Genomic DNA, 22,455 nt, shown 5'->3' on the forward strand with positions numbered 1-22,455 from the left:
TTCTTCAGCTGCCGATCGAGTAGCCGTACTGGCGCAGATAGCGTTGAAAGCGCGGCGCGTCCGTCGCGTCAAATTCCGTCTGCTCGGCCACATGGGCCGCGGCGATCGGCTCGATGAGTTTGGTCATTTGAGCATCCAGCTCCTCACATGTGGGAGCGGAAGCCCGTTTGTAAGCGGCCTCGAGCTGGCGCGCATATTTCTGGCTGATCTTGATGTGACCGGCCTCGTGGATCACGGCGTACTGGCTGATGATGTCCCACTTCGCCTTCAGCTCGGGCGAGGCCGCGTCGCGCTGGCGCCACTCGGGCAGGATCACCTCGGAACGGAGGCCAACGCGGCCGTTGCGTGAGTAGCGGCACTGCGTGCCGTACTTGGTGGGCTCGAAATTGTGCAGGAAGGTGGTCTCCACCGCGGCAAAGGCCCGGCCGTGGAGGCCAGGCACCGCCGGCCCGTGGATCGACAGCGAGCGCTCCAGCGTGGACAGCGACGTGCCGCTGACCTTGTAGGTGCGCACGCTGACATCCGTCGGCGGCGTCGACATGCAGCCCGAGAGGGCGAGAAGAAGGATAGCCGCGACGAGGCGTGTGATCACCTACTGAGACCCCCTGCGAGCGATGGTCGGTCGAGCGGCTGAAAGCCGTAGTGCGTCAGCCAGCGCACGTCCGCTTCGAAGAAGGCCCGGAGATCGGGCATTCCGTATTTCAGCATGGCGATGCGATCGATGCCCATGCCCCAGGCAAAGCCCTGATACTTGTCCGGGTCGATGCCGCAATTGCGCAGGACGTTCGGGTGGACCATCCCCGAGCCGAGGATTTCCAGCCAGTCGTCCCCGGTGCCGAGCTCGATCCCGTCGGCGGACCGTTTGCAGCGGATGTCGACCTCGTAGGAGGGCTCGGTGAACGGGAAGTAGGAGGGGCGGAAGCGCATCGACGCGTCCTCCACCTCGAAGAAGGCCTTGCAGAACTCCGTCAGCACCCACTTGAGGTGGCCGATGTGCGCGCTCTCGTCGATGACGAGGCCCTCCACCTGGTGGAACATCGGGGTGTGCGTCTGGTCGGAATCGCAGCGATAGGTGCGGCCGGGCGCGATGATGCGGATCGGCGGCTTCTGCTTCAGCATGGTGCGGATCTGCACCGGCGAGGTGTGCGTGCGCAGGAGGCGACGCGTCCCGTCCGCCCGCTCGGGCAGGAAGAACGTGTCGTGCATGTCCCGCGCGGGGTGCCCCTCAGGGAAGTTCAGCTTGGTGAAGTTGAGATCGTCGGTCTCGATGTCCGGCCCTTCGGCGATCGTGAAGCCGAGATCGGCGAAGATCGCGACGAGCTCGTCCATCACCTGGCTGATCGGGTGGACGCGGCCGGCGACGATGTCGGCCGGCTGCGGCTCGAGCGTGACGTCGACGCTCTCGCGGGCGAGCTGGCGGGTGAGGGCCTCGGCCGAGAGCGTCTCGCGGCGGGCGGCGATCGCGTCGGTGACGCGGGTCTTCAGCCCGTTCAGCGCCGGACCCATGGTGCGCCGCTCGTCCGGGCTCATCGCGCCGAGCGTCTTCATCCGCTCCGAGACGGACCCCTTCTTGCCGAGCGCCGCGATGCGCACGCTCTCCAGCGCCGCCTCGTCGGCCGCGCTCTCGACAGCGGCGGAGATTTCCGCCTCGAGTTGAGCCAAATCGCTCGGCAGCTCCGTCGGCGCCACGTCCATGTCACTCGGTCCTAACTTCGGTGAGACTCTATCAAACCGTGCTTCCTAGAGAAGATACGGTGCGTTCGCCACCGGCTTGTGGCGATGTTTGTCGCGGCGGCGTGGCCGGCGCGCTACAGGGGCGAAAGGGGTATGTTGAGTTTTTGTGCGGTTTCTACAATAACTGCTTGCCCGGATGCACGCGCCGAAGGCCCTCTCGTGCGACCGCCGGGCCTCTATGATGACCTCCCAGCGAGGACTGAGTTCCGTCGACGGAGTGCTTGATGACGATCGATGTTGGCGCCACCCCCGACGTCGCGGCCACGCCCGCCCGACGTCCGAACCCGATCACCATCATCGGCATGTCTGGTCTGCGCTCGATCATCATCGTGTCGACCTCCCTGGCGGTTCTCTATGCGCTGGTCGCGGTCGTGTGGAGCGGCAACCCGCTGATGGTCGGCGGGGTCGTCCTCCTCGGCCTCTTCTACTGGACGTTCCTGGAGTACATCCTCCATCGCTGGATGCTGCACTGGGAGCCGGAGAAGAAGCACCACAAGATGATCCGCAAGTGCTTCCCCTCGCATCGCTCGCACCACAACGATCCGATGAAGGAGCGCATGAACATCATGCTCCAGCTGAAGATCACGGTGTACCTGTCGCTCGTCTACACGGTCTTCATGTGGCTGATCGGCGTGCCGCTGCCGGTGACGCTGGCGCTGAACGCGGGCGTGCTTCTCGGCTACCAGGCGTATGAATATGTCCACGTCGCCTGCCACCATCTGCCGATGCGCAACGCCTGGGCGGCGACGCTGAAGCGCCACCACGCGATCCACCACCACCGCGACGAGACGGTGAATTTCGGCGTCACGACCACGATCTGGGACAGCGTCTTCCGCACCACCTGGAAGCCCGAGCGGGCGGCGAAGGCGGCCTGAGGGCCGCGCCGCGCGTCACGCGGGACGGCGGCCGGCGGTGGACCGGACATGAAAAAGGCGGGCCCGGAGCCCGCCTTTTGCGTTTTTAGCGAAATGAGAGGGCGGGTGACGCGCACCCGCCTCGTCGATCGTCAGGCCGGGGTGCCCTGCAGCTCCGCCGGGAGGGCGGCGCGGGCCTGCTCCACGATCGCGGCGAAGGCCGCAGGCTCGTGGATGGCGAGGTCGGCGAGCACCTTGCGGTCAACCTCGATGCCGGCCTTGTTCAGACCGTCGATGAGGCGGGCATAGGTGAGGCCGAGCGGACGGACGCCGGCGTTGATGCGCTGGATCCAGAGGGCACGGAAGTTCCGCTTGCGAACCTTGCGGTCGCGGTAGGCGTACTGGTTCGCACGCTCGACCGCCTGCTTGGCGACGCGGATGGTGCTCTTGCGGCGGCCATAATAACCCTTGGCTGCCTTCAAGACCTTCTTGTGCTTGGCGTGGGCGGTAACGCCCCGTTTCACGCGTGACATGCTTCAGATCTCCTCAGGCTCAGGCGTACGGCATGAAGGACTTGACGATCCGTGCGTCCTGATCGGACAAGGTCGTCGTACCCCGCGCGTTGCGGATAAACTTCGTGGACCGCTTGATCATCCCATGCCGCTTGCCGGCCTGAGCGACCTTCACCTTGCCCTTGGCGGTGATCTTGAAGCGCTTTTTGGCGCCCGATTTCGTCTTCAACTTGGGCATTTTGATCTCCGGTTCGTCATGCGGCCGCCGCGGCATGCCCGTGCGATCCGGCATAGAGCCGGAATTGGCCGGGCGACCTTTCAGTGAGAGCGCGCGATATAGACGTTAAAGCGCCGCTTGGCAACCGCAGGCGGTGCATCCCGGCCCGCGCTCACGCGATATGGGCGCCGAGCCAGGAGGAGGCCGCGGCCGACACCAGCGCCGCCATCACGAGATGGACGAGGAGCCAGGGCCACTCGCCCCGCCTTTGCCGCGCGATGGTCACGAGGATGACGGCGGCGAAGCTCGCGACCAGCGCGCCGAGACCGGTGACGAAGCCGGTGAGGCCGAGCCAGAAGTCGGGATCGGTGCGGTTGGTGCGCGTCGCCGTCATCACCGCGAACGCGCCCGCGAAGGCGGCGAGCGCGACGAGGTGGGGCAGGAGAAGCCATTTCACCGCCGACATCTCGCCCTCCGATCGGCCCCGATCCTAGCCGAGCCCCGTGACCGGCGCGACCTTGCCGCCTTCGACGTGGAAGCGGTCGGCCCGGTCGCCGAGCGCGGTGAAAAGGCTCTGGTCGGTGCCGGTCATGAAGGTCTGCGCGCCGAGGGCGTCGAGCGTGTCGTAGAGGGCGGCGCGGCGGCCGGGGTCGAGATGGGCGGCGACCTCGTCGAGGAGGAGGACCGGGGTCTCGCCCACCATGCGCGTCACGAGCGCGGCGTGGCCGAGGATGATGCCGATGAGGAGCGCCTTCTGCTCGCCGGTCGAGGCGAGGGCGGCGGGCATGTTCTTCTCGACGTGGATCACCTCGAGGTCGGCGCGGTGGGGGCCGGTGATGGCGCGGCCGGCGGCGCGGTCGCGCTCGCGCACCTTCTCGAGGAAGTCGGCGAAGCGCCGCTCGTGCGCCTCGCCGACATCGCCGACGACCGAGACGACCGCCTGGGGGAAGTCCCGGCTCGCGGCCGCGCGCACGGCCTGGGCGGCGTTCAGCTTGGCGATCAGCTCGAACCGGGCCTGGCTGATGGCGGCGGCGTGCTCGGCCATCTCGCGCTCCACGGCGGCGAACCATTTGGCGTCGAAGACGCCGTCCTCGAACATGCGGTTGCGCTGGCGCATCGCGCGGTCATAGGCGTTCGCGCGCCGCCCGTGGGCGGGGAAGAGGGCGAGGGCGAGGCGGTCGATGAAGCGCCGCCGGTCCGCCGCCGCGCCGGTGAAGAGGCCGTCCATCGCCGGCGTCAGCCACAGGATGCGCATGCGTTCGGACAGGTCGTCCGGCCGCGCGTCCTCGCCGTCGATGCGCACGGTGCGGCTCGTGGTGAAGGGGGTGAAGCCGGTGCCGATCGCGCTCTCCTCGCCGTCCTTCGTGACGCGGGCGTGGATCGTCCAGCCGGTCTCGGGGCCGGCATCCTGCCGGGCCATCTGCGCGTAGGTCGCGCGGCGCAGGCCCCGGCCGGGGGAGAGGAGGGAGATCGCCTCGAGGAGGTTGGTCTTGCCGGCGCCGTTGGGGCCGGCGAACACGATGTGACTCGCCTCCGCGTCGAACCGGGCGGCCGAGTAGTTGCGAAAGTTCGTCAGCGCCAGCCGCGTGAGGCGGACGACGCGGGGTGCCGCATCGGCCACGGGCGCGGCATCACACGCGCATCGGCATCAGGACGTAGAGCGTCTTGGTGGCGTCGCCGTCGTGGATCAGCGTCGGGGAGCCGGGATCGGCGAGCGCGAAGGTCGCGTTCTCGGCGGTGAGCTGACCGGTGATGTCGAGGAGATATTTGGAGTTGAAGCCGATATCGATCGGCTCGGCGTCGAAGTCGACGACGAGCTCGTCGGTCGCGGAGCCCGAGTCTGGGTTCACCACGGAGAGGGTGAGCGTCCCGTCGACGAGGGAGAGCTTCACCGCGCGCCCGCGCTCGGACGAGACGGTGGAGACGCGGTCGACCGCGGAGGCGAAATCCACCCGGTCCACCATCATGATCTTGGTGTTGTTCTTCGGGATCACCCGGTCGTAGTCCGGGAAGGTGCCGTCGATCAGCTTCGAGGTGAGGATCAGGCCGCCGAAGGTGACGCGGATCTTGGTGTCCGACAGCTCGAGCGTGAGCTCGCCGTCCGGATCATCGAGCAGGCGCTGCAGCTCGCCGACGGTCTTGCGCGGGACGATGATGCCCGGCATCCCGGCCGCGCCGTTCGGGGCGGGGAGCTGGGCCTGGGCGAGGCGGTGCCCGTCGGTCGCGACCGCGCGCAGCATGGTCGTCCCGTCGACGACGATCGTGTGGAAGTAGATGCCGTTCAGATAATAGCGCGTCTCCTCGGTGGAGATCGCGAACTGCGTGCGATCGATCAGCCACTTGAGGTCACCCGCGGGCAGCTTGAAGCTGTGCGAGAACTCGCCGGCGGTGATGTCTGGATAGTCGGATTCCGGCAGCATCTGGAGCGCGAAGCGCGAGCGGCCGGCCGACAGGGTGAGGGTCGAGCCATCCGCATTGGTGTCGAGCGCGATGCGCGCGCCTTCGGGAATCTTGCGGACGATGTCGTGCAGGATGTGCGCGGGCACCGTCACCGTGCCCGGCTGGTCCACGGCGGCCTCGACCGTCTCCACGATTTCGAGGTCGAGATCGGTCGCCTTCAGCGTCAGTTTCGCGCCATCGGCATCGATCAGCACGTTGGAGAGGATCGGGATCGTGTTGCGCCGCTCGACGACACGCTGGACGTGGCTAAGCGGCTTCAACAGATGAGCCCGTTCAAGGGTCGCACGCATGACAATTCCGTCGGAAAAGGCGCGGAGACTCTCCGCAGGGCGCTTACGTTGAACAAGAAAGGGCCGGGGTTGCAAGCCCGGCCCTTATCCTTGGGACGCTTTATCGGCCTATTGGTCGAGCAGGCGCTTCAGCGTCTCGATATCCTCCGCAACCTGGGGATCGCGGTCGATCATTTCTTCGACCTTACGCACCGCATGGAGCACGGTGGTGTGGTCTCTGTTGCCGAAACGGCGGCCGATTTCGGGCAGCGAGCGCGGCGTCAGCGTCTTCGACAGATACATCGCGATCTGACGCGGACGGACGATCACGCGGGTCCGGCGGGCCGAGATCAGGTCCTGACGCGACACGCCGAAATGCTGCGAGGTGACGCGCTGGATGTCCTCGATCTTGGGGCGGCGGGTCTCGCGCGCCTTGAGGAGATCACGCAGCGCCGTCTCCGCCATCTTCAGGTCGATCGGCGTCGAGGTGAGCTGGTTGTGGGCGACGAGGCGGTTCACCGCGCCGTCGAGGTCACGACCGTTGGTGGTCACCGAGCGGGCGACGAAATCGACCACGTCCTCGGGGAAGACGAGCTGGTCGAAGATCTCCCGCTGCGCCGCGATGCGGTGCTCGAGGATCGCGCGGCGCATCCCGTAGTCCGGCACGTCGAGCTCGACGAGGAGGCCGCCGCCGAGGCGCGAGCGAACGCGCGGCTCGAGGCCGTCGAGATCGTTCGGCGCGCGATCGGCCGCGATCACCACCTGGCGCTGCGAGTCGACCAGCGTCGTGAGGGTGTGGCCGAACTCCTCATGCACCTTCGTCCCGTTGAGGAACTGGAGGTCGTCGATGATGAGGACGTCGATGTCGCGCAGGATGTCCTTGAAGGAGAGGGTGTTCTTGCTCCGGATCGCGTGCACGAACCGGTACATGAAATATTCGGCGGTGAGGTAGAGGACGCGCCGCTGCGGGTTCGCGATGCGGACCTCGTTCGCGATCGCCTGCAGGAGGTGCGTCTTGCCGAGGCCGACGGCCGCCGAGATGAAGAGCGGATTATAGGGAATGCGATCGCCGGGATTCGCGGTCGCGACCTTCTTCGCCGCCGCCACGGCGAGCGCGTTGGACGGGCCCTCCACGAGGCTCGCGAAGGTGTAGCGCGTTTCGAGGGGCGAGCCCTCGAGGCCGCCGGCGAGCTTGGCGGGCGCGGCGGCAGGCGCGTCGATCTGCCGGTGCGGGGCCGGAGTCGCCTGGGCGACCGGGCCGGCGCGGTTGGGGGCCGCGGCGCCGGGCTGCGTGGTGGTCTTCGGCCGAAGCGCGCCGCGGACCTTGAAACGGACCTCGGTCATGCTCGGGTCGAGGATCCGGTAGCGCTGCAGGATCTCCGGGCCGTAATTGTTTTGCGTCCAATGGCGGATGAACGGCGTGGGGGTCGACAGCACCACGACGGTGCCCGCGATGCCCTCGAACTCGATCCGCTCAAACCACGACGTGTAGATGTCTTCGCCGTGGGCAGCACGCAGGTCGGCCTTGATACGCTGCCAGATGGCAGAACCGGTATCGGCCTCGTCTTCGCTGATGGTCGAAGGCTCAAAGGCGGTCATTCCTCGCATTCTCCTTTCTATGTTCTGAGGGTAGAGCTCAATTACGCCCCGGCCACGCGAATACACCTCTCCCGTGCGGCGCCCGGGCGCGCCGCTGGAGATCGCCATTCTGTCTGTCACGGTTAGTCCGTTAGGATTGGCGCCATGGGAGGCCAGAGGCCTTCCATCCCGCCCTCAGTCCACGGTGCCCCATCTCGTCGGGCGGCCCTTCGAAGCCGTCCTTGATGTTGAAGCTGTTCGTATAACCCAATGATTTTGCAAGCCTTGCTGCGGCAAGACTGCGCACGCCGCTGCGACAAAGGAAGTAGAGGGGAGCGGACCTGTTTGGGCAGGCCTGCTCCAACGCGTCACCAAAATTCGTTTGAACCTGCATCGTCGGAAAGGTCTGCCATTCGATCAGGATCGGCTCGACGTCGGCGTCGGCGAGATCGGGCAGGCCCACATAATTCCATTCGGCACGGGTCCTGACATCGACGAGCCGGGCATTCGGGTCGGACGTCAGGGTCTCGTACGCCTCTTCAGGGCTGATATCGGCAACTGGGGAGTCCACTGACTGGGACATCGACAAAGCTTCCTCGTTCGGACAAATTCATTGTCCGTCATAAACCCTGGGCGGAGAAGTGACTGGGGTCTTAAGCTGCTTGGCTCGAGAACGCTATGACGAGGTCATGGTCGAGATGCATGTCTGAAATGTGCAATCAGCGCGTGCATTCGTCGCCATGGTAAAACCTCTTCAACATCCACACCCGCACCTGCATCGGGGGCGGGCCATATATTCCCAAGGGAGGTTCGTGTCCCCCTCGATGGACTGTATGAAACACACGAGACCGGTTGGGAGCAAGTCCCAAAGAGGGCCTGAAACGGCTTGACATTAACGAGAGATCAATAAAAAGGCGGCCGTTTCTGCGGGTTTTTGTGGTAAGCGCCGTTGAAAACCCCTTGCAACGCAGGAGCTTCGTTTAGGTTCCGGTAAGGTTCAAAGAATCTGCGGCGGGGTGAAAGAAATAATTCACTTGACTTCCGTCGGAAGTTTAGAATACCCGGCTAATTAATTCAACCTTAGGTAAGGCATTGATAATGTTTGCTTTTTTCCTGCGATTCGGCAGGAAAAATCGACTATTCGGATCTTCCCGTTAGGGTTGTATTCCACAGAATCGCCTAACCTAAGGAGATCGTGGAAAACCGAATCAGTGGGTTTCAATCCCAATTCGGTTGGTGCAGCCGTCCGAAACGGCCTTTGTGACAGTTCGGAAAACCCGATGGACGGACATCGGTCCTCGCCCGCCTGGCCGGCGCGGCAAGGGTCCGACGTCATCCGTCGCGCTCTTCCAACAATGTCGATGGTTGAGACCCGGTTGAGTGCGGCGGATCCAGTCTCGCCGTCGCGCGGGGGTTGCGATCATGACCGCATCCCGCCCCGCGCGTCACTCGATGCCGCCGGCGCCCGGCCGACGGCGAGGCGTCAGGCGATCGCCTTCACGCGGCTCGCGAGGCGGGACACCTTCCGCGACGCGGTGTTCTTGTGAACGATGCCCTTGGTCGCGGCGCGCATGATTTCCGGCTGAGCAGCCTGCAGCGCGGCCTGCGCGGCGTCCTTGTCGCCGGACGCGATCGCTTCCTCGACCTTGCGGACGAAGGTGCGCATGCGCGAACGGCGGGCGCCGTTGATCTCGGTCCGCTTCTTCAGCTTGCGAACCATCTTCTGGGCGGACTTTGTATTAGCCATTTACTCTTCCATTGGGCGGCCGGCTTTCGATCCGACCAATTGATTGACCCGCGCGCCTAGCTTGTCTCGGACAGATGGTCAAGCCTTAGCGGTTCTTAAAGTCCGGTTTCCGCTTTTCTGCGAACGCCGACATGCCCTCTTTCTGGTCCTCGGTGGCGAAGAGGGCGTGGAACAGACGCCGCTCGAAACGCACCCCGTCGGAGAGGGACCCTTCGAAGGCGTGGTTTACGCTCTCCTTCGCCGCCATCAAAGAGGGGAGTGACTTCGAGGCGATCGCGGCGGCCGCCTTTTTCGCCTCGGCGAGGAGATCGGCGGCCGGGACGACGCGGGCGACGAGGCCGGAGCGCTCCGCCTCATCCGCGTCCATCATGCGGCCGGTGAGGATGAGGTCCATCGCCTTCGCCTTGCCGACGGCGCGGGTGAGGCGCTGCGTCCCCCCGGCGCCCGGCATGACGCCGAGATTGATCTCGGGCTGGCCGAACTTCGCGGAGTCGGCCGCGATGATGAAGTCGCACATCATCGCCACCTCGCAGCCGCCGCCGAGCGCGAAGCCCGCCACCGCCGCGATCACCGGCTTGCGCATCGTGCCGATGCGGTCCCAGCTCGAGATGAAGTCGCCGAGATAGGCCTCGGTGAAGGAGAGGGACGCCATCTCCTTAATATCCGCGCCCGCGGCGAAGGCCCGCTCGGAGCCGGTGAGGATCATGCAGCCGATCGCCGGGTCGGCGTCGAACGCGCGCAGCGCCTCCACCGTCTCGTCGACGAGCTGGCCATTCAGCGCGTTCAGCGCCTTGGGGCGGTTCAGCGTGACGATGCCCACCGCGCCGTCGCGCTCGATCAGGATGGTCTCGTAGTCGGCCATGGCCTTCTCCGGATGTGCGAACGATCTGGTAGTGCGAGGGCGTCATGCTGACAAGCCGACGTGACAACACCATCCCCGGACGCTATCGCGTCGGGCCGTGAAGAGAAGCGATGAAATCTGCAACCTGCCCCCGCTCCGCTCGGGCCGGCCGACGCGAACGGGTGGACTGAATGGCTGATCCGGCGCCCATCAGCGTCATCGCGCGCTACGAGCAGCTCGTCCGCCACGACGAGGTGAAGCGCGACGCGGCGCAGGTCGCCGTCGCCCACCGGCTCGACTCCGTCGTCGACGACCTGCGCGAGGAGGCCTCCGGCCGCCTCTCCCGCTTCCTGCGGCGGCGCAAGGCGAAGGCGGTCCGCGGTCTCTATCTCTGGGGATCGGTCGGGCGCGGCAAGACGATGCTGATGGACCTCTTCTTCGAGTCTGCGCCCGTCGAGGCAAAGCGTCGCGTTCACTTCAATGACTTCATGGGCGACGTCCACGCCCGCATCGCGCGCCTGCGCAATGAGAAGGCGGACGATGCGGTCGCCTCCGCGGCCGACGAGATCGCCGACGCCGCGCGCGTCCTCTGCTTCGACGAGTTCGCGGTGACCGACATCGCCGACGCGATGATCCTGTCGCGCCTCTTCACCCGCATCTTCGAGCGCGGCGTGACGCTGGTCGCGACCTCGAACGTCGCGCCGAACGACCTCTATCGCGAGGGGCTGAACCGCCAGCTCTTCATTCCCTTCATCCGCCTCCTCGACCAGCATGTGGAGGTCGTGCGCCTCGACACCCCGCTCGACTACCGGCTCGACCGGCTGGAAGACCACCGGGTCTGGTTCCAGCCTGGCGATGTCGGCTTCGAGCGGCTGTGGCGCGGGCTTCTCGGTGATCGCGAGGCGGCGCGCACAGAGGTGCCGGTCGGCTCGCGCAGGATCGAGGTGAAGCGGGCGGCCGGCGGCATGGCGCGCTTCACCTTCGCGGAGCTGTGCGAGGCGCCGCTCGCCGCGATCGACTTCATCGCGCTCGCCAAGCGCTTCCATACGATCTTCCTGGAGGGCTGCCCCGTCCTCACCCCCGCCCGGCGCGAGACGGCGCGGCGCTTCATCGTCCTCATCGACGTGCTTTATGATCAGAAGGTCCGCCTCGTCGTGACCGCCGGGGCCGAGCCGGACGCGCTGTTCGATGCGGGGGAGGGCGGCGCGCGGGAGGAGGCCTTCGCCTTCGCGCGCACGGCGTCCCGTCTCTATGAAATGCGCTCGGCGAGCTATCTCCACGACGCGGAGACGACCCCGCTGACTTGAGCCTGCCTTGCGAATGCGGCTTGAACGGCGGGTTCGAACGCGCTAGGCCGCATTCGCCGCACACAACTTGCTTTTGGAATGCTCATGTCACGCTCAAAGATCGCCCTTATCGGATCGGGCCAGATCGGGGGCACGCTTGCCCATCTCGCTGGCCTCAAGGAACTGGGCGATGTGGTGCTGTTCGACATTGCCGAGGGTACGCCGCAAGGCAAGGCGCTCGACATCATGCAGTCGTCCCCGATCGACGGGTTCGACTCCGCCCTCTCCGGCACGAACTCCTATGAGGGGATCGCCGGGGCCGACGTGGTCATCGTGACCGCCGGCGTGCCGCGCAAGCCCGGCATGAGCCGCGATGACCTGCTCGGCATTAACCTCAAGGTGATGAGCCAGGTCGGCGAGGGCCTCAAGACGCACGCGCCGAACGCGTTCGTCATCTGCATCACCAACCCGCTCGACGCGATGGTCTGGGCCCTGCAGAAATTCTCCGGCCTGCCGGAGAACATGGTCGTCGGCATGGCCGGCGTGCTCGACTCGGCCCGCTTCCGCACCTTCCTCGCGACCGAATTCAACGTCTCGGTCGAGGACGTGACCGCCTTCGTGCTCGGCGGCCACGGCGACACGATGGTGCCGCTCACCCGCTACTCCACGGTCGCCGGCATCCCGCTGCCCGACCTCGTGAAGATGGGCTGGACCACGCAGGAGCGTCTCGACAGCATCGTCCAGCGCACCCGCGATGGCGGCGCCGAGATCGTCGGCCTTCTGAAGACCGGCTCCGCCTTCTACGCGCCGGCCGCGGCCGCGATCCAGATGGCCGAAGCCTATCTGCGCGACAAGAAGCGCGTCCTCCCGGCCGCCGTCCACCTCTCCGGCCAGTTCGGCATCGACGACCTTTATGTCGGCGTGCCGGTGGTGATCGGTGCGGGTGGCGTGGAGCGGATCGTCGAGGTCGAGCTCCAGGGCACCGAGAAGGACAATTTCGACACGTCGGTGAATGCGGTGCGTGGCCTGCTCGAGGCCTGCCGCAACATCGACCCGAGCCTTGCTTAAGGCTGCGTTCGTCGGCGTGCTCGCGATGATGGCGACGGCTTCGTTCGCCGCCTCACCGCTCTGGTTCGCCGACGAGAAAGACCCCGCATCCGGGGCAAAATGGGGAATTCCGAACTCCGACGCCGTCGGGTTCGTGGTGTCTTGCAACGGTCCGGGCCGCGTCGCGATGCGGCCCGCGCTTTACGCGATGGAAGCCGTGGAGCCTGCGCCGAAGATCCGCTTCACGGTCGACGAGGCCGCGTATGAGCGCGAGGCCGAGTTCGCCTTCTCCAAGGCGGACGCGGCGTGGCAGGCCTACGCCGTCGTCTCGCGCGACGATCCGCTCGTCGACGCGCTGCGGCGCGGCACCGAGGTGACCTACGATTTCGATCCCCGCCAGCGCGACGGTGACGCCTTCACGGTGAGCCTTTCCGGCTCGGCCGAGGTGATCGACCAGGCGCTCGAGGATTGCTGATCATGACGGGGCCGGCATCGCTCACCCATCGGGCGCCGGTCTCGGGGCGCCGGCCGGTCCGCGCGGGCACCCACATTTCGCGGCCGCGCGGCGGTGCCGCCGGCATCGCTATTGCACAGCGTTCGCGGTCTATCTCTCTGGTTTCAGGCGGATACAGCGACGACACTCTGAAGGGGCAAAGATGAACATCCACGAGTACCAAGCCAAGGCGATCCTGAAGAGCTTTGGTGCGCCCGTCGCCGATGGGGTCGCGATCACGTCCGCGGACGACGCGGCCGCGGCGGCGAAGTCGCTTCCCGGCCCGCTCTACGTGGTGAAGAGCCAGATCCACGCCGGCGGCCGCGGCAAGGGCAAGTTCAAGGAGCTCGGCCCGGACGCGAAGGGCGGCGTGCGCCTTGCCAAGAGCCCCGAGGAGGCCGCGGCCTTCGCCAAGGAGATGCTCGGCAACACGCTCGTCACCAAGCAGACGGGCCCGGTCGGCAAGGTCGTGAACCAGCTCTATATCGAGGACGGCGCCGACATCGCGCGCGAGCTCTACCTCTCGCTGCTGATCGACCGCACCGTCGGTGAGGTGGCCTTTGTCGTCTCCACCGAGGGCGGCATGGACATCGAGGCCGTCGCCGAGGAGACGCCGGAGAAGATCGTGACGGTCGCCATCGACCCGATCGCCGGCGTGACCGATGCGGACGTCGCCAAGCTCGTCGAGGCGCTCGCGCTCGACGAGCCGGCCAAGGGCGAGATGGGCCCGCTCGCCCGCCAGCTCTACAAGGCCTTCACCGAGAAGGACATGAGCCTCCTCGAGGTGAACCCGCTGATCGTGATGGAGAACGGCCACCTGCGCGTGCTCGACGCGAAGGTCTCGTTCGACGGCAACGCACTCTTCCGCCACGAGGACATCGTCGCCCTGCGTGACCTCACCGAAGAGGACGCGAAGGAGATCGAGGCGTCCAAATACGACCTCGCCTATGTCGCCCTCGACGGCAATATTGGCTGCATGGTCAACGGCGCCGGCCTCGCCATGGCGACGATGGACATCATCAAGCTCTACGGCGCCGAGCCCGCCAACTTCCTCGATGTCGGCGGCGGCGCGTCCAAGGAGAAGGTGACGGCGGCGTTCAAGATCATCACCGCCGACCCGAACGTGAAGGGCATCCTCGTCAACATCTTCGGCGGCATCATGCGCTGCGACGTCATCGCCGAGGGCGTGATCGCCGCGGTGAAGGAAGTCGGCCTCCAGGTGCCGCTGGTGGTGCGCCTCGAGGGCACGAACGTGGAGCAGGGCAAGGCGCTGCTGAACCAGTCGGGCCTCGACATCACCTCCGCCGACGATCTCGACGACGCGGCGCAGAAGATCGTCGCCGCGGTCTCCGGCAAGTAGGACCCGCGTGCGGCTCACCGGCGCCATCGACGCGATGACGGGCCGCGCCTTCGGGCGCGGTGCGTTCGCGTGCGCGTGCGCGCCGGTGACCGTGGCACGTCCGGCGGGGGCGGCGCGATGAAGACCTTCATCTATTGCGTCGGTGCGCAGAAGGCCGGGACGACCTGGCTGCACGACCAGCTTCGCCGCCATCCGCGCTTCGCCTTCCCCGCGCACAAGGAGTTGCACGTCTTCAACGTGCGCTATTGCCGGGAGCTTTGCGGCCAGTTCCTCGACAGGCGGGTCCTCGCCCTCCTGAAGCCGGACATGGTCGACAGGGCCCCCGGAGCGCGGCGCCTCGAAGAGGTGGACGAGGAGATCGCCCTCATCATCCGCGCCTTCGTCTATGACGAGGATTATCTGCGGATCTTCTCCCCGAAGCGGCTCGGCAAGTACGCCTTCACCGGCGACTTCTCGACGCTCTACGGCCTCCTGCCGGTCGAGGGGATGGCCCGGATGCGCGCGATCGTGGAGGAGGACGGGTTCGACTGCCGCGTCATCTTCCTGATGCGCGACCCGATCAGCCGCTACTATTCCGCGCTCCGCATGCTCGACACCACCGAGGCGACCGACAAGGCGTTCGACCGGTTCGAGCCTTCGCTGGAGCGGCCCTTCCACCGCGCCAATGGCGCCTATGACGAGATCATCGGGCGCCTGGAGCAGGTCTTCGCGCCCGAGGAGATCCTCTACGGGTTCTACGAGGACCTCTTCAACGACGCCTTCACGCGCCGCCTGCGCGACTTCCTTGGCCTGAAGCACCTGCCGATGCACTACGGCAAGAGGGTCAATGTCAGTCGCGACGGCTCGCCCTTGACCGAGGCGATGGTCGAGGCGGCGATGCGCGTCTATCGCCCTGTCTACGCATTCTGCGCCGACCGCTTTCCTGAAACCGCCGACCTCTGGCCCTACGCCAGACGGGCCCTCGCATGAGTGAGGTCGGTCCCCTGTTCCGTCCGACCGGCCCGTCTCGCTGACCGGCCGCCGCCGCCAACTGGAGCCTTCCATGTCCATCCTCGTCGACCGCAACACCAAAGTCATTGTGCAGGGGCTGACGGGCCGCACCGGCACCTTCCACACCGAGCAGGCGCTCGCCTATCACGGCACGCAGATGGTCGCCGGCGTCCACCCGAAGAAGGGCGGCGAGACGTGGACCGGCGCGAACGGCAACGCCAAGCCGCTGCCGATCTACAAGACCGTCGGCGAGGCGAAGGACGCCACCGGCGCGAACGCCAGCGTCGTCTACGTGCCGCCCGCGGGCGCGGCCGCCGCGATCATCGAGGCGATCGAGGCGGAGATCCCGCTGATCGTCTGCATCACCGAGGGCATCCCGGTGATGGACATGGTCGACGTGAAGGCGCGTCTCGAAAAGTCGTCCAGCCGGCTCCTCGGCCCGAACTGCCCGGGCGTGCTCACCCCGAACGAGTGCAAGATCGGCATCATGCCGGGCTCGATCTTCCGCGACGGCTCGGTCGGCATCGTGTCGCGCTCCGGCACGCTGACCTATGAGGCGGTGTTCCAGACCTCCGCCGAGGGCCTCGGCCAGTCGACCGCGGTCGGCATCGGCGGCGACCCGGTGAAGGGCACCGAGTTCATCGACATGCTGGAGATGTTCCTCGCCGACGACGAGACGCAGTCGATCATCATGATCGGCGAGATCGGCGGCTCGGCCGAAGAGGACGCCGCCCAGTTCATCGCCGACGAGGCGAAGAAGGGCCGCAAGAAGCCGATGGTCGGCTTCATCGCCGGCCGCACGGCGCCTCCGGGCCGCACGATGGGCCACGCGGGCGCGGTCATCTCCGGGGGCAAGGGCGGCGCCGAGGACAAGATCGCGGCGATGGAAGCGGCGGGCATCACCGTCTCCCCGTCCCCCGCGCAGCTCGGCAAGACGCTCTCGAAGGTGCTGAAGGGCTGATCCGGAACGCGCCCGGCGCCGGCTCGGCCGGCGCGGGCACCCGGCGATCACGCGATGAAGGGGCGCGCGGCCTGAGGCCGGCGCCCTTTTTTCGTGCCCGGCGCGCGGGGATTGGCCGTCAGATGATGGCGAGGACGAGCCCGAAGGTCAGCGCCATCATGATGTAACCGACGATCGCGAACACGCCGTCCTTCGCGATGATCGCGAGGCCGAAGGAGACGATCCCGATCGAGGGGAAGGTCGAGCCCCACGGCACGAGCTCCAGCGGGAACATGATGAGGGCGAGCACGCCCGTCATCGCGAAGAGGAGGGCGCGCTGGATGCGGCCCTCTGTCATGAAGGTCAGCCGGCGGGACAGGAGGCGGTCGACCGGGCTCGTGAACCGCTTCGCGCGTTTCAGCCCGTCCTCGAACCGGTCGCGCGCGACGCCGACGCGACCGAGCCGGCCCGGCACGCGCAGCGGTCGCGACGAGATGATCCCGTTGGCCATGACGAAGAGGATCATGACCGCCACCAGCATCGACATGCCGGGGACGGCGCCGATCGCCGGCAGCGCCGCGATGAGGCCGAGGACCGTGATCATCACCCCGAGCGAGCGGTCCTGAAACGTCTTGAGGATGTCGTTGAGGGTGACCTTCTCGCCGCTCCCCGCCTGTCGCAGCCGATCCATCACGTCGCCGAGGGATGTGTCCTCGCTCAGCGAAGTCCGGATCTCGCTCATGTCGATGGTTCTCCCGTGCGCCGTTGCACCTATGTGCGGTGTGCAATGCTGCCCGTCGCGGCGCGTCGGACTGACGCTCGCAGCATCGTTCGTGTGCACCCATATGGAACGCATGAGAGGGGCGCGTGGTTGCGCGACACCCGCTGGAACCGCTCGCCAGAAAGTGGTCCGAATTTTGGGAGGACGATGATGAAGGATCCGTACGATCTTCAACGTTTCGTCGACGCCCAGGCACATGATTTCGAGCGTGCTTGCGCGGAGCTTTCCGAGGGGCGGAAGGAGACCCACTGGATCTGGTACATATTTCCGCAGCTGCGTGGCCTCGGTCGCAGCAGCATGGCGGAGCGGTACGGGATCGCGTCTCTCGCCGAAGCGCGCGCCTATCTCGACCATCCAACCCTCGGACCGCGGCTGGAGGTCGCAACAAAGGCGGCACTGGGGAGTGGCGAAACCGACCCAAACCGCCTATTCGGCAGCCCCGACGACATGAAGTTCCGCTCGTCGATGACGCTCTTTTCGGTGGCCGATCCCGAGATCGGGATCTTCCGCGAGGCAATCGACCGCTTCTATGCCGGCATGAATGATGCAGCCACCCTCGATATGTTGGGGCAGCCACGCAATGAAAATGCTTGACCGTGGCAGCCCTGCTCAACGTATGCGGTTCAGAAATCCGCGCGAAACCCCTACACTGTAGGGGAACGCCCAACGTAACGGACACCTGCCATGGCCCGCCAGGACGCGAACGCCGCGTTTCTCAACTCCTCATTCCTGTACGGCGGCAACGCCGAGTATCTGGAGCAGCTGTATGCCCAGTATCAGGTCGACCCAACGAGCGTTGACGCCGGCTGGCAGGCTTTCTTTGCCCAATTGAAGGACGATCGGGCCTCGGTGATGGCCGAGGCGCGCGGCCCGCGCTGGCAACGCACGGACTGGCCGGTCCCGCTGAACGGCGAACTCGTGTCCGCGATGGACTCCGACTGGCGCCCGATCGAGAAGCGCGTGACCGAGAAGGTCGCCGAGAAGGCCCAGAAGACGAGCGCCCCGCTCTCCGAGGCCGAATTGCAGCGCGCCGCCCGTGATTCGGTCCGCGCGATCATGATGATCCGCGCCTACCGCATGCGCGGCCACTACCACGCCAAGCTCGACCCGCTCGGCATCTCCGGGATGAACGACGAGGAGCTGTCGCCGGCCTCCTACGGCTTCACCGGCGCCGACCTCGACCGCCCGATCTTCATCGACAACGTGCTCGGCCTCGAATTCGCGACCGTGCGGCAGATGGTCGAGATCCTGACGCGGACCTACTGCTCGACGATGGGCGTCGAGTTCATGCACATCTCCGACGGGCACGAGAAGGCCTGGATCCAGGAGCGCATCGAGGGGCCGGACAAGGGCGTGGCGTTCACGCCGGAGGGCCGCCGGGCGATCCTCAACAAGCTCGTCGAGTCGGAAGGCTTCGAGAAGTTCCTCGGCGTCAAGTACACCGGCACGAAGCGCTTCGGCCTCGATGGCGGCGAGGCGGTGATCCCCGCGCTCGAGCAGATCATCAAGCGCGGCGGCAATCTCGGCGTGAAGGACATCGCGGTCGGCATGGCCCACCGCGGCCGCCTCAACGTGCTCGCCCAGGTCATGGGCAAGCCGCTGCGCGCGATCTTCCACGAGTTCAAAGGCGGCTCCTTCAAGCCGGACGAGGTCGAAGGCTCCGGCGACGTGAAGTATCACCTCGGCGCCTCCTCCGACCGTGAGTTTGACGGCAACCAGGTCCACCTGTCGCTGACCGCAAACCCCTCCCACCTCGAGATCGTCGATCCCGTCGTGCTCGGGAAGGTGCGCGCCAAGCAGGACCAGCTGCACGACACGGAACGTTCGCAGGTGATGGCGCTCCTCCTCCACGGCGATGCCGCGTTCGCGGGGCAGGGCGTGGTGGCGGAATGCTTCGGCCTGTCGGGCCTCAAGGGGCACCGCACCGGCGGCTCGATCCACGTCATCATCAACAACCAGATCGGCTTCACGACGAACCCGGGCTTCTCCCGCTCCTCGCCGTACCCGTCCGACGTCGCCAAGATGATCGAGGCGCCGATCTTCCACGTGAACGGCGACGATCCGGAAGCGGTGGTCTACGCCGCGAAGATCGCGACCGAGTTCCGCCAGATGTTCCACAAGCCCGTGGTCATCGACATGTTCTGCTACCGCCGCTTCGGCCACAACGAGGGCGACGAGCCGGCGTTCACGCAGCCCAAGATGTACAACATCATCCGCTCGCACCCGACGACGCTGGAGATCTACTCCCAGCGCCTGATCGACGAGGGCGCGATGACGGCCGAGGACATCGAGACGCGCAAGTCCGAGTGGCGCCAGCATCTCGAGGACGAGTTCGAGGCCGGCCAGTCGTACCTGCCGAACAAGGCCGACTGGCTCGACGGCCGCTGGAAGGCGATCAAGCCGTCCGACGACGTGGACGAGCCGCGCCGCGGTTCGACCGGTGTTGCGTTCGACGAGCTCGAGACGATCGGCGCGAAGCTGACCGAGGTGCCGGAGGGCTTCCACGTCCACCGCACGATCCAGCGCTTCCTCGACAACCGCCGCAAGATGATGGAGACGGGCAAGGGCTTCGACTGGGCGATGGCCGAGGCGCTCGCCTTCGGATCACTCCTGCGTGAAGGCTACCCGGTCCGCCTCTCCGGCCAGGACGTGGAGCGCGGCACCTTCTCGCAGCGCCACTCGGTGCTCTACGACCAGGAGTCCGAGGAGCGCTACATCCCGCTCAACAACATCGACGAGAACCAGAAGCGCTACGAGGTCATCAACTCGATGCTCTCGGAAGAGGCGGTGCTCGGCTTCGAGTACGGCTACTCCCTCGCCGAGCCGAACGCGCTCGTCGCCTGGGAAGCCCAGTTCGGCGACTTCGCGAACGGCGCGCAGGTGGTGTTCGACCAGTTCATCTCGTCGGGCGAGCGCAAGTGGCTGCGCATGACCGGCCTCGTCTGCCTCCTGCCGCACGGCTATGAGGGGCAGGGGCCGGAGCACTCCTCCGCGCGTCTGGAGCGCTTCCTCCAGCTCTGCGCCGAGGACAACATGCAGGTCGCCAACTGCTCGACCCCGGCGAACTACTTCCACATCCTGCGGCGCCAGCTGAAGCGCGACCTGCGCAAGCCGTTGATTCTCATGACGCCGAAGTCGCTGCTGCGGCATAAGCGCTGCGTGTCGACGCTGGAGGAGATGGGGCCGGATTCGACCTTCCACCGCATCCTGTGGGACGACGCGGACCTCGGCCTCACGGGCGACTTCAAGCTCCAGAAGGACGAGAATATCCGCCGCGTCGTCGCGTGCTCGGGCAAGGTCTATTACGACCTCCTCGAGGCGCGCGAGCAGAAGGGGGTCGACGATGTCTATCTCCTGCGCGTCGAGCAGCTCTACCCGTTCCCGGCGAAGGCGCTGACCCACGAGCTGAAGCGCTTCCCGAACGCCGAGCTCGTCTGGTGCCAGGAAGAGCCGGCGAACATGGGGTCCTGGACGTTCGTGCAGCCCTATCTCGACTGGAGCCTCCAGCAGACGAAGATGGCCAACACCCGGCCGCGCTATGCGGGCCGTCCGGCGGCGGCCTCGCCCGCGACCGGTCTCGGGGCGCGCCACGTGCAGCAGATGGAAGCCTTCCTCGAGCAGGCTTTGGGTTAGTCGCACGCCGACAAGCGTCCGATCCTTGCCCCTGGCGACTTGCCAGGGGCAAGGCATCGGGTGCACAAGGCGACCGGCGCGGTCGAGATGGCGGCCACCGCACCGGTCTTTTCATTTGAGCCGCCAAAAAACCCATGTCCGATAGAGCGCCATGACCGACATTCGAGTCCCCAACCTCGGCGAGTCCGTGACGGAAGCCACCATCTCCCAGTGGTACAAGGCACAGGGCGACGCGGTGGCCGCAGATGAACCGCTGCTCGAGCTGGAGACCGACAAGGTCACCGTCGAAGTGCCGGCGCCCGCCTCGGGCACCCTGAGCGAAATCACGGCGAAGAGCGGCGAGACCGTCGAGGTCGGCGCGCTCCTCGGCCAGATCGCCGATGGCGCGGGCGCTGCCGCGGCGAAGCCGGCCGAAGCGAAGCCCGCCGCCGCCAAGGCCGAGGCCGCCCCCGCCGCGAGCGCCGCCCCGGCCGCCGCCGCCGCGCCGGCCCCCGCCGGCAACGGCGCCGCGACCGAGGTCCACGTCCCGACCCTCGGCGAATCGGTGACCGAGGCGACCGTCTCGCAGATCCTGAAGAAGGAAGGCGACGCGATCGGCGCCGACGAAGCCTTCATCGAACTCGAAACCGACAAGGTGAGCGTCGAGGTCCCGTCCCCGGTGGGTGGCACGCTCGCGAGCCTTGCCGTGAAGGTCGGCGACACGGTCGAGGTCGGCGCGCTCCTCGCGACCGTCTCCGCCGGTGCCGGTGGTGCCGCCGCCGCGCCGAAGGCCGAGGCCCCGAAAGCCGCCGCCGCGTCCGCCCCGGCCGCGTCCGGCGACATGCCGCCCGCCCCGTCCGCCCGCAAGGCGATGGCCGAGGCCGGCCTCTCCGCCGATCAGGTCGAGGGCACGGGCCGCCGCGGCCAGGTGCTGAAGGGCGACGTGATCCAGGCGCTGGAAGCGGGCGTTGCCGCGAAGGCCGAGGCTCCGAAGGCCCCGCCGCGCGCGCCGTCCTCCGGCGACGACGCCTCGCGCGAAGAGCGCGTGACGATGACGCGCCTGCGCCGCACGATCGCGCGCCGCCTGAAGGACGCGCAGAACACCGCCGCCATGCTCACGACGTTCAACGACGTCGACATGTCGGCCGTGATGGATCTGCGGAAGGAATACAAGGACGTCTTCGAGAAGAAGCACGGTGTGAAGCTCGGCTTCATGGCCTTCTTCTCCAAGGCCTGTGTCCAGGCGCTGAAGGAGATCCCGGCCGTCAACGCCGAGATCGACGGCGACGACCTCGTCTACAAGAACTACTACCACCTCGGCATCGCCGTCGGCACCGACAAGGGCCTCGTCGTCCCGGTGGTGCGCGACGCCGACCAGCTCTCCTTCGCCGACATCGAGAAGACCATCGCGGGCTTCGGCAAGCGCGCGCGTGACGGTCAGCTCAAGCTCGAAGAGATGCAGGGCGGCACGTTCACCATCACCAATGGCGGCATCTACGGCTCGCTGATGTCGACGCCGATCCTCAACGCTCCGCAGTCGGGCATCCTCGGGATGCACCGCATCGAGCAGCGTCCGGTCGCCATCAACGGCCAGGTGGTGATCCGCCCGATGATGTACCTCGCCCTCTCCTACGATCACCGCATCGTGGACGGCAAAGAGGCGGTGACCTTCCTCGTGCGCGTCAAGGAGGCGATCGAGGATCCGCAGCGTCTGCTCCTGGATCTCTGATCATC

The 22,455-nt window shown here is 66.6% G+C and carries 22 protein-coding genes; 10 read left to right on the plus strand and 12 right to left on the minus strand.

Features of this window, described 5'->3' with window-relative positions:
* Positions 1–4: 4 nt before the first annotated feature.
* On the minus strand, positions 5–592 hold the full coding sequence (locus DBV35_RS22180; RefSeq protein WP_108662542.1) for a DUF922 domain-containing protein: 588 nt from the start codon (positions 590–592) through the stop codon (positions 5–7).
* Positions 589–1,695, minus strand: coding sequence for a phenylalanine--tRNA ligase subunit alpha (pheS, locus tag DBV35_RS22185; RefSeq protein WP_108662543.1), 1,107 nt, complete (start codon positions 1,693–1,695; stop codon positions 589–591). The genes DBV35_RS22180 and pheS overlap by 4 nt, the downstream gene beginning before the upstream one ends.
* 263 nt (positions 1,696–1,958) lie before the next feature.
* Between pheS and DBV35_RS22190 the strand changes: the two genes are divergently transcribed.
* On the plus strand, positions 1,959–2,609 hold the full coding sequence (locus DBV35_RS22190; protein WP_108662544.1) for a sterol desaturase family protein: 651 nt from the start codon (positions 1,959–1,961) through the stop codon (positions 2,607–2,609).
* A 131-nt stretch (positions 2,610–2,740) separates the two neighbouring features.
* Here DBV35_RS22190 and rplT read toward each other — a convergent pair whose 3' ends face one another.
* The 9 genes from rplT to DBV35_RS22235 all read right to left on the minus strand — a co-directional run bounded on the left by rplT (position 2,741) and on the right by DBV35_RS22235 (position 10,233).
* Positions 2,741–3,121: a 50S ribosomal protein L20 gene (rplT, locus tag DBV35_RS22195; RefSeq protein WP_108662545.1), complete on the minus strand. Its 381-nt coding sequence runs from the start codon at positions 3,119–3,121 to the stop codon at positions 2,741–2,743.
* A 19-nt stretch (positions 3,122–3,140) separates the two neighbouring features.
* Positions 3,141–3,338 (minus strand): 50S ribosomal protein L35, encoded by a 198-nt coding sequence (gene rpmI / locus DBV35_RS22200; RefSeq protein WP_108662803.1) that lies wholly within the window; start codon positions 3,336–3,338, stop codon positions 3,141–3,143.
* A 151-nt stretch (positions 3,339–3,489) separates the two neighbouring features.
* Positions 3,490–3,783 (minus strand): hypothetical protein, encoded by a 294-nt coding sequence (locus DBV35_RS22205; RefSeq protein ID WP_108662546.1) that lies wholly within the window; start codon positions 3,781–3,783, stop codon positions 3,490–3,492.
* 24 nt (positions 3,784–3,807) lie between these two features.
* Positions 3,808–4,938 (minus strand): DNA replication/repair protein RecF, encoded by a 1,131-nt coding sequence (gene recF, locus DBV35_RS22210; RefSeq protein ID WP_108662547.1) that lies wholly within the window; start codon positions 4,936–4,938, stop codon positions 3,808–3,810.
* Positions 4,939–4,948: 10 nt separating this feature from the next.
* Positions 4,949–6,067, minus strand: a complete 1,119-nt coding sequence (gene dnaN / locus DBV35_RS22215) for a DNA polymerase III subunit beta (RefSeq protein WP_108662548.1) — start codon at positions 6,065–6,067, stop codon at positions 4,949–4,951.
* A 108-nt stretch (positions 6,068–6,175) separates the two neighbouring features.
* Positions 6,176–7,645 carry a chromosomal replication initiator protein DnaA gene (dnaA, locus tag DBV35_RS22220; protein ID WP_108662549.1) on the minus strand — a complete coding sequence of 490 codons (1,470 nt, stop codon included), beginning with the start codon at positions 7,643–7,645 and terminating at the stop codon, positions 6,176–6,178.
* 130 nt (positions 7,646–7,775) lie between these two features.
* Positions 7,776–8,207, minus strand: coding sequence for a rhodanese-like domain-containing protein (locus DBV35_RS22225; RefSeq protein ID WP_108662550.1), 432 nt, complete (start codon positions 8,205–8,207; stop codon positions 7,776–7,778).
* Between the two features lie 900 nt (positions 8,208–9,107).
* Positions 9,108–9,371, minus strand: a complete 264-nt coding sequence (rpsT, locus tag DBV35_RS22230; RefSeq protein ID WP_108662551.1) for a 30S ribosomal protein S20 — start codon at positions 9,369–9,371, stop codon at positions 9,108–9,110.
* 85 nt (positions 9,372–9,456) lie between these two features.
* Complete coding sequence (locus DBV35_RS22235) at positions 9,457–10,233, minus strand: enoyl-CoA hydratase (protein WP_108662552.1); 777 nt, start codon at positions 10,231–10,233, stop codon at positions 9,457–9,459.
* A 170-nt stretch (positions 10,234–10,403) separates the two neighbouring features.
* On the opposite strand from DBV35_RS22235, the gene zapE reads away from it, so the two are divergent.
* From zapE to sucD, 6 genes are all read left to right on the plus strand, one after another.
* Positions 10,404–11,519 carry a cell division protein ZapE gene (gene zapE / locus DBV35_RS22240; RefSeq protein WP_108662553.1) on the plus strand — a complete coding sequence of 372 codons (1,116 nt, stop codon included), beginning with the start codon at positions 10,404–10,406 and terminating at the stop codon, positions 11,517–11,519.
* A gap of 84 nt (positions 11,520–11,603) precedes the next feature.
* The gene (gene mdh, locus DBV35_RS22245) at positions 11,604–12,566 is read left to right on the plus strand and encodes a malate dehydrogenase (protein WP_108662554.1); all 963 of its coding nucleotides are present in this window, start codon (positions 11,604–11,606) and stop codon (positions 12,564–12,566) included.
* Positions 12,559–13,020, plus strand: a complete 462-nt coding sequence (locus DBV35_RS22250; RefSeq protein ID WP_157961901.1) for an invasion associated locus B family protein — start codon at positions 12,559–12,561, stop codon at positions 13,018–13,020. The genes mdh and DBV35_RS22250 overlap by 8 nt, the downstream gene beginning before the upstream one ends.
* A gap of 181 nt (positions 13,021–13,201) precedes the next feature.
* Positions 13,202–14,398 carry an ADP-forming succinate--CoA ligase subunit beta gene (gene sucC / locus DBV35_RS22255; RefSeq protein ID WP_108662556.1) on the plus strand — a complete coding sequence of 399 codons (1,197 nt, stop codon included), beginning with the start codon at positions 13,202–13,204 and terminating at the stop codon, positions 14,396–14,398.
* 117 nt (positions 14,399–14,515) lie between these two features.
* On the plus strand, positions 14,516–15,367 hold the full coding sequence (locus DBV35_RS22260; protein WP_157961902.1) for a sulfotransferase family protein: 852 nt from the start codon (positions 14,516–14,518) through the stop codon (positions 15,365–15,367).
* Positions 15,368–15,440: 73 nt separating this feature from the next.
* The gene (gene sucD, locus DBV35_RS22265; protein ID WP_108662558.1) at positions 15,441–16,349 is read left to right on the plus strand and encodes a succinate--CoA ligase subunit alpha; all 909 of its coding nucleotides are present in this window, start codon (positions 15,441–15,443) and stop codon (positions 16,347–16,349) included.
* A 118-nt stretch (positions 16,350–16,467) separates the two neighbouring features.
* Here sucD and DBV35_RS22270 read toward each other — a convergent pair whose 3' ends face one another.
* Positions 16,468–17,070 (minus strand): exopolysaccharide biosynthesis protein, encoded by a 603-nt coding sequence (locus DBV35_RS22270; protein WP_157961903.1) that lies wholly within the window; start codon positions 17,068–17,070, stop codon positions 16,468–16,470.
* A 189-nt stretch (positions 17,071–17,259) separates the two neighbouring features.
* On the opposite strand from DBV35_RS22270, the gene DBV35_RS22275 reads away from it, so the two are divergent.
* The 3 genes from DBV35_RS22275 to odhB all read left to right on the plus strand — a co-directional run bounded on the left by DBV35_RS22275 (position 17,260) and on the right by odhB (position 22,450).
* Entirely contained in the window at positions 17,260–17,703 is a 444-nt protein-coding gene (locus tag DBV35_RS22275; protein ID WP_108662804.1) for a DUF1810 domain-containing protein, read from the plus strand.
* Between the two features lie 90 nt (positions 17,704–17,793).
* Entirely contained in the window at positions 17,794–20,742 is a 2,949-nt protein-coding gene (locus DBV35_RS22280) for a 2-oxoglutarate dehydrogenase E1 component (RefSeq protein WP_108662560.1), read from the plus strand.
* 151 nt (positions 20,743–20,893) lie between these two features.
* A complete protein-coding gene (odhB, locus tag DBV35_RS22285) occupies positions 20,894–22,450 on the plus strand; it encodes a 2-oxoglutarate dehydrogenase complex dihydrolipoyllysine-residue succinyltransferase (protein ID WP_108662561.1) in 1,557 nt (518 codons plus the stop codon).
* The last annotated feature ends 5 nt before the right edge of the window (positions 22,451–22,455 follow it).

The sequence above is a fragment of the Acuticoccus kandeliae genome, from assembly GCF_003073115.1.

Excerpts from the sequence above, each read along its gene's own strand:
- DBV35_RS22205 (WP_108662546.1), bottom strand. The coding sequence starts at position 3,783 with ATGTCGGCGGTGAAATGGCTTCTCCTGCCCCACCTCGTCGCGCTCGCC.
- zapE (WP_108662553.1), top strand. The coding sequence starts at position 10,404 with ATGGCTGATCCGGCGCCCATCAGCGTCATCGCGCGCTACGAGCAGCTC.
- DBV35_RS22190 (WP_108662544.1), top strand. The coding sequence starts at position 1,959 with ATGACGATCGATGTTGGCGCCACCCCCGACGTCGCGGCCACGCCCGCC.
- rpmI (WP_108662803.1), bottom strand. The coding sequence starts at position 3,338 with ATGCCCAAGTTGAAGACGAAATCGGGCGCCAAAAAGCGCTTCAAGATC.
- dnaN (WP_108662548.1), bottom strand. The coding sequence starts at position 6,067 with ATGCGTGCGACCCTTGAACGGGCTCATCTGTTGAAGCCGCTTAGCCAC.
- rplT (WP_108662545.1), bottom strand. The coding sequence starts at position 3,121 with ATGTCACGCGTGAAACGGGGCGTTACCGCCCACGCCAAGCACAAGAAG.
- DBV35_RS22275 (WP_108662804.1), top strand. The coding sequence starts at position 17,260 with ATGAAGGATCCGTACGATCTTCAACGTTTCGTCGACGCCCAGGCACAT.
- mdh (WP_108662554.1), top strand. The coding sequence starts at position 11,604 with ATGTCACGCTCAAAGATCGCCCTTATCGGATCGGGCCAGATCGGGGGC.
- DBV35_RS22280 (WP_108662560.1), top strand. The coding sequence starts at position 17,794 with ATGGCCCGCCAGGACGCGAACGCCGCGTTTCTCAACTCCTCATTCCTG.
- dnaA (WP_108662549.1), bottom strand. The coding sequence starts at position 7,645 with ATGACCGCCTTTGAGCCTTCGACCATCAGCGAAGACGAGGCCGATACC.
- DBV35_RS22225 (WP_108662550.1), bottom strand. The coding sequence starts at position 8,207 with ATGTCCCAGTCAGTGGACTCCCCAGTTGCCGATATCAGCCCTGAAGAG.
- DBV35_RS22235 (WP_108662552.1), bottom strand. The coding sequence starts at position 10,233 with ATGGCCGACTACGAGACCATCCTGATCGAGCGCGACGGCGCGGTGGGC.
- pheS (WP_108662543.1), bottom strand. The coding sequence starts at position 1,695 with ATGGACGTGGCGCCGACGGAGCTGCCGAGCGATTTGGCTCAACTCGAG.
- sucD (WP_108662558.1), top strand. The coding sequence starts at position 15,441 with ATGTCCATCCTCGTCGACCGCAACACCAAAGTCATTGTGCAGGGGCTG.
- odhB (WP_108662561.1), top strand. The coding sequence starts at position 20,894 with ATGACCGACATTCGAGTCCCCAACCTCGGCGAGTCCGTGACGGAAGCC.
- rpsT (WP_108662551.1), bottom strand. The coding sequence starts at position 9,371 with ATGGCTAATACAAAGTCCGCCCAGAAGATGGTTCGCAAGCTGAAGAAG.
- DBV35_RS22270 (WP_157961903.1), bottom strand. The coding sequence starts at position 17,070 with ATGAGCGAGATCCGGACTTCGCTGAGCGAGGACACATCCCTCGGCGAC.
- sucC (WP_108662556.1), top strand. The coding sequence starts at position 13,202 with ATGAACATCCACGAGTACCAAGCCAAGGCGATCCTGAAGAGCTTTGGT.
- DBV35_RS22260 (WP_157961902.1), top strand. The coding sequence starts at position 14,516 with ATGAAGACCTTCATCTATTGCGTCGGTGCGCAGAAGGCCGGGACGACC.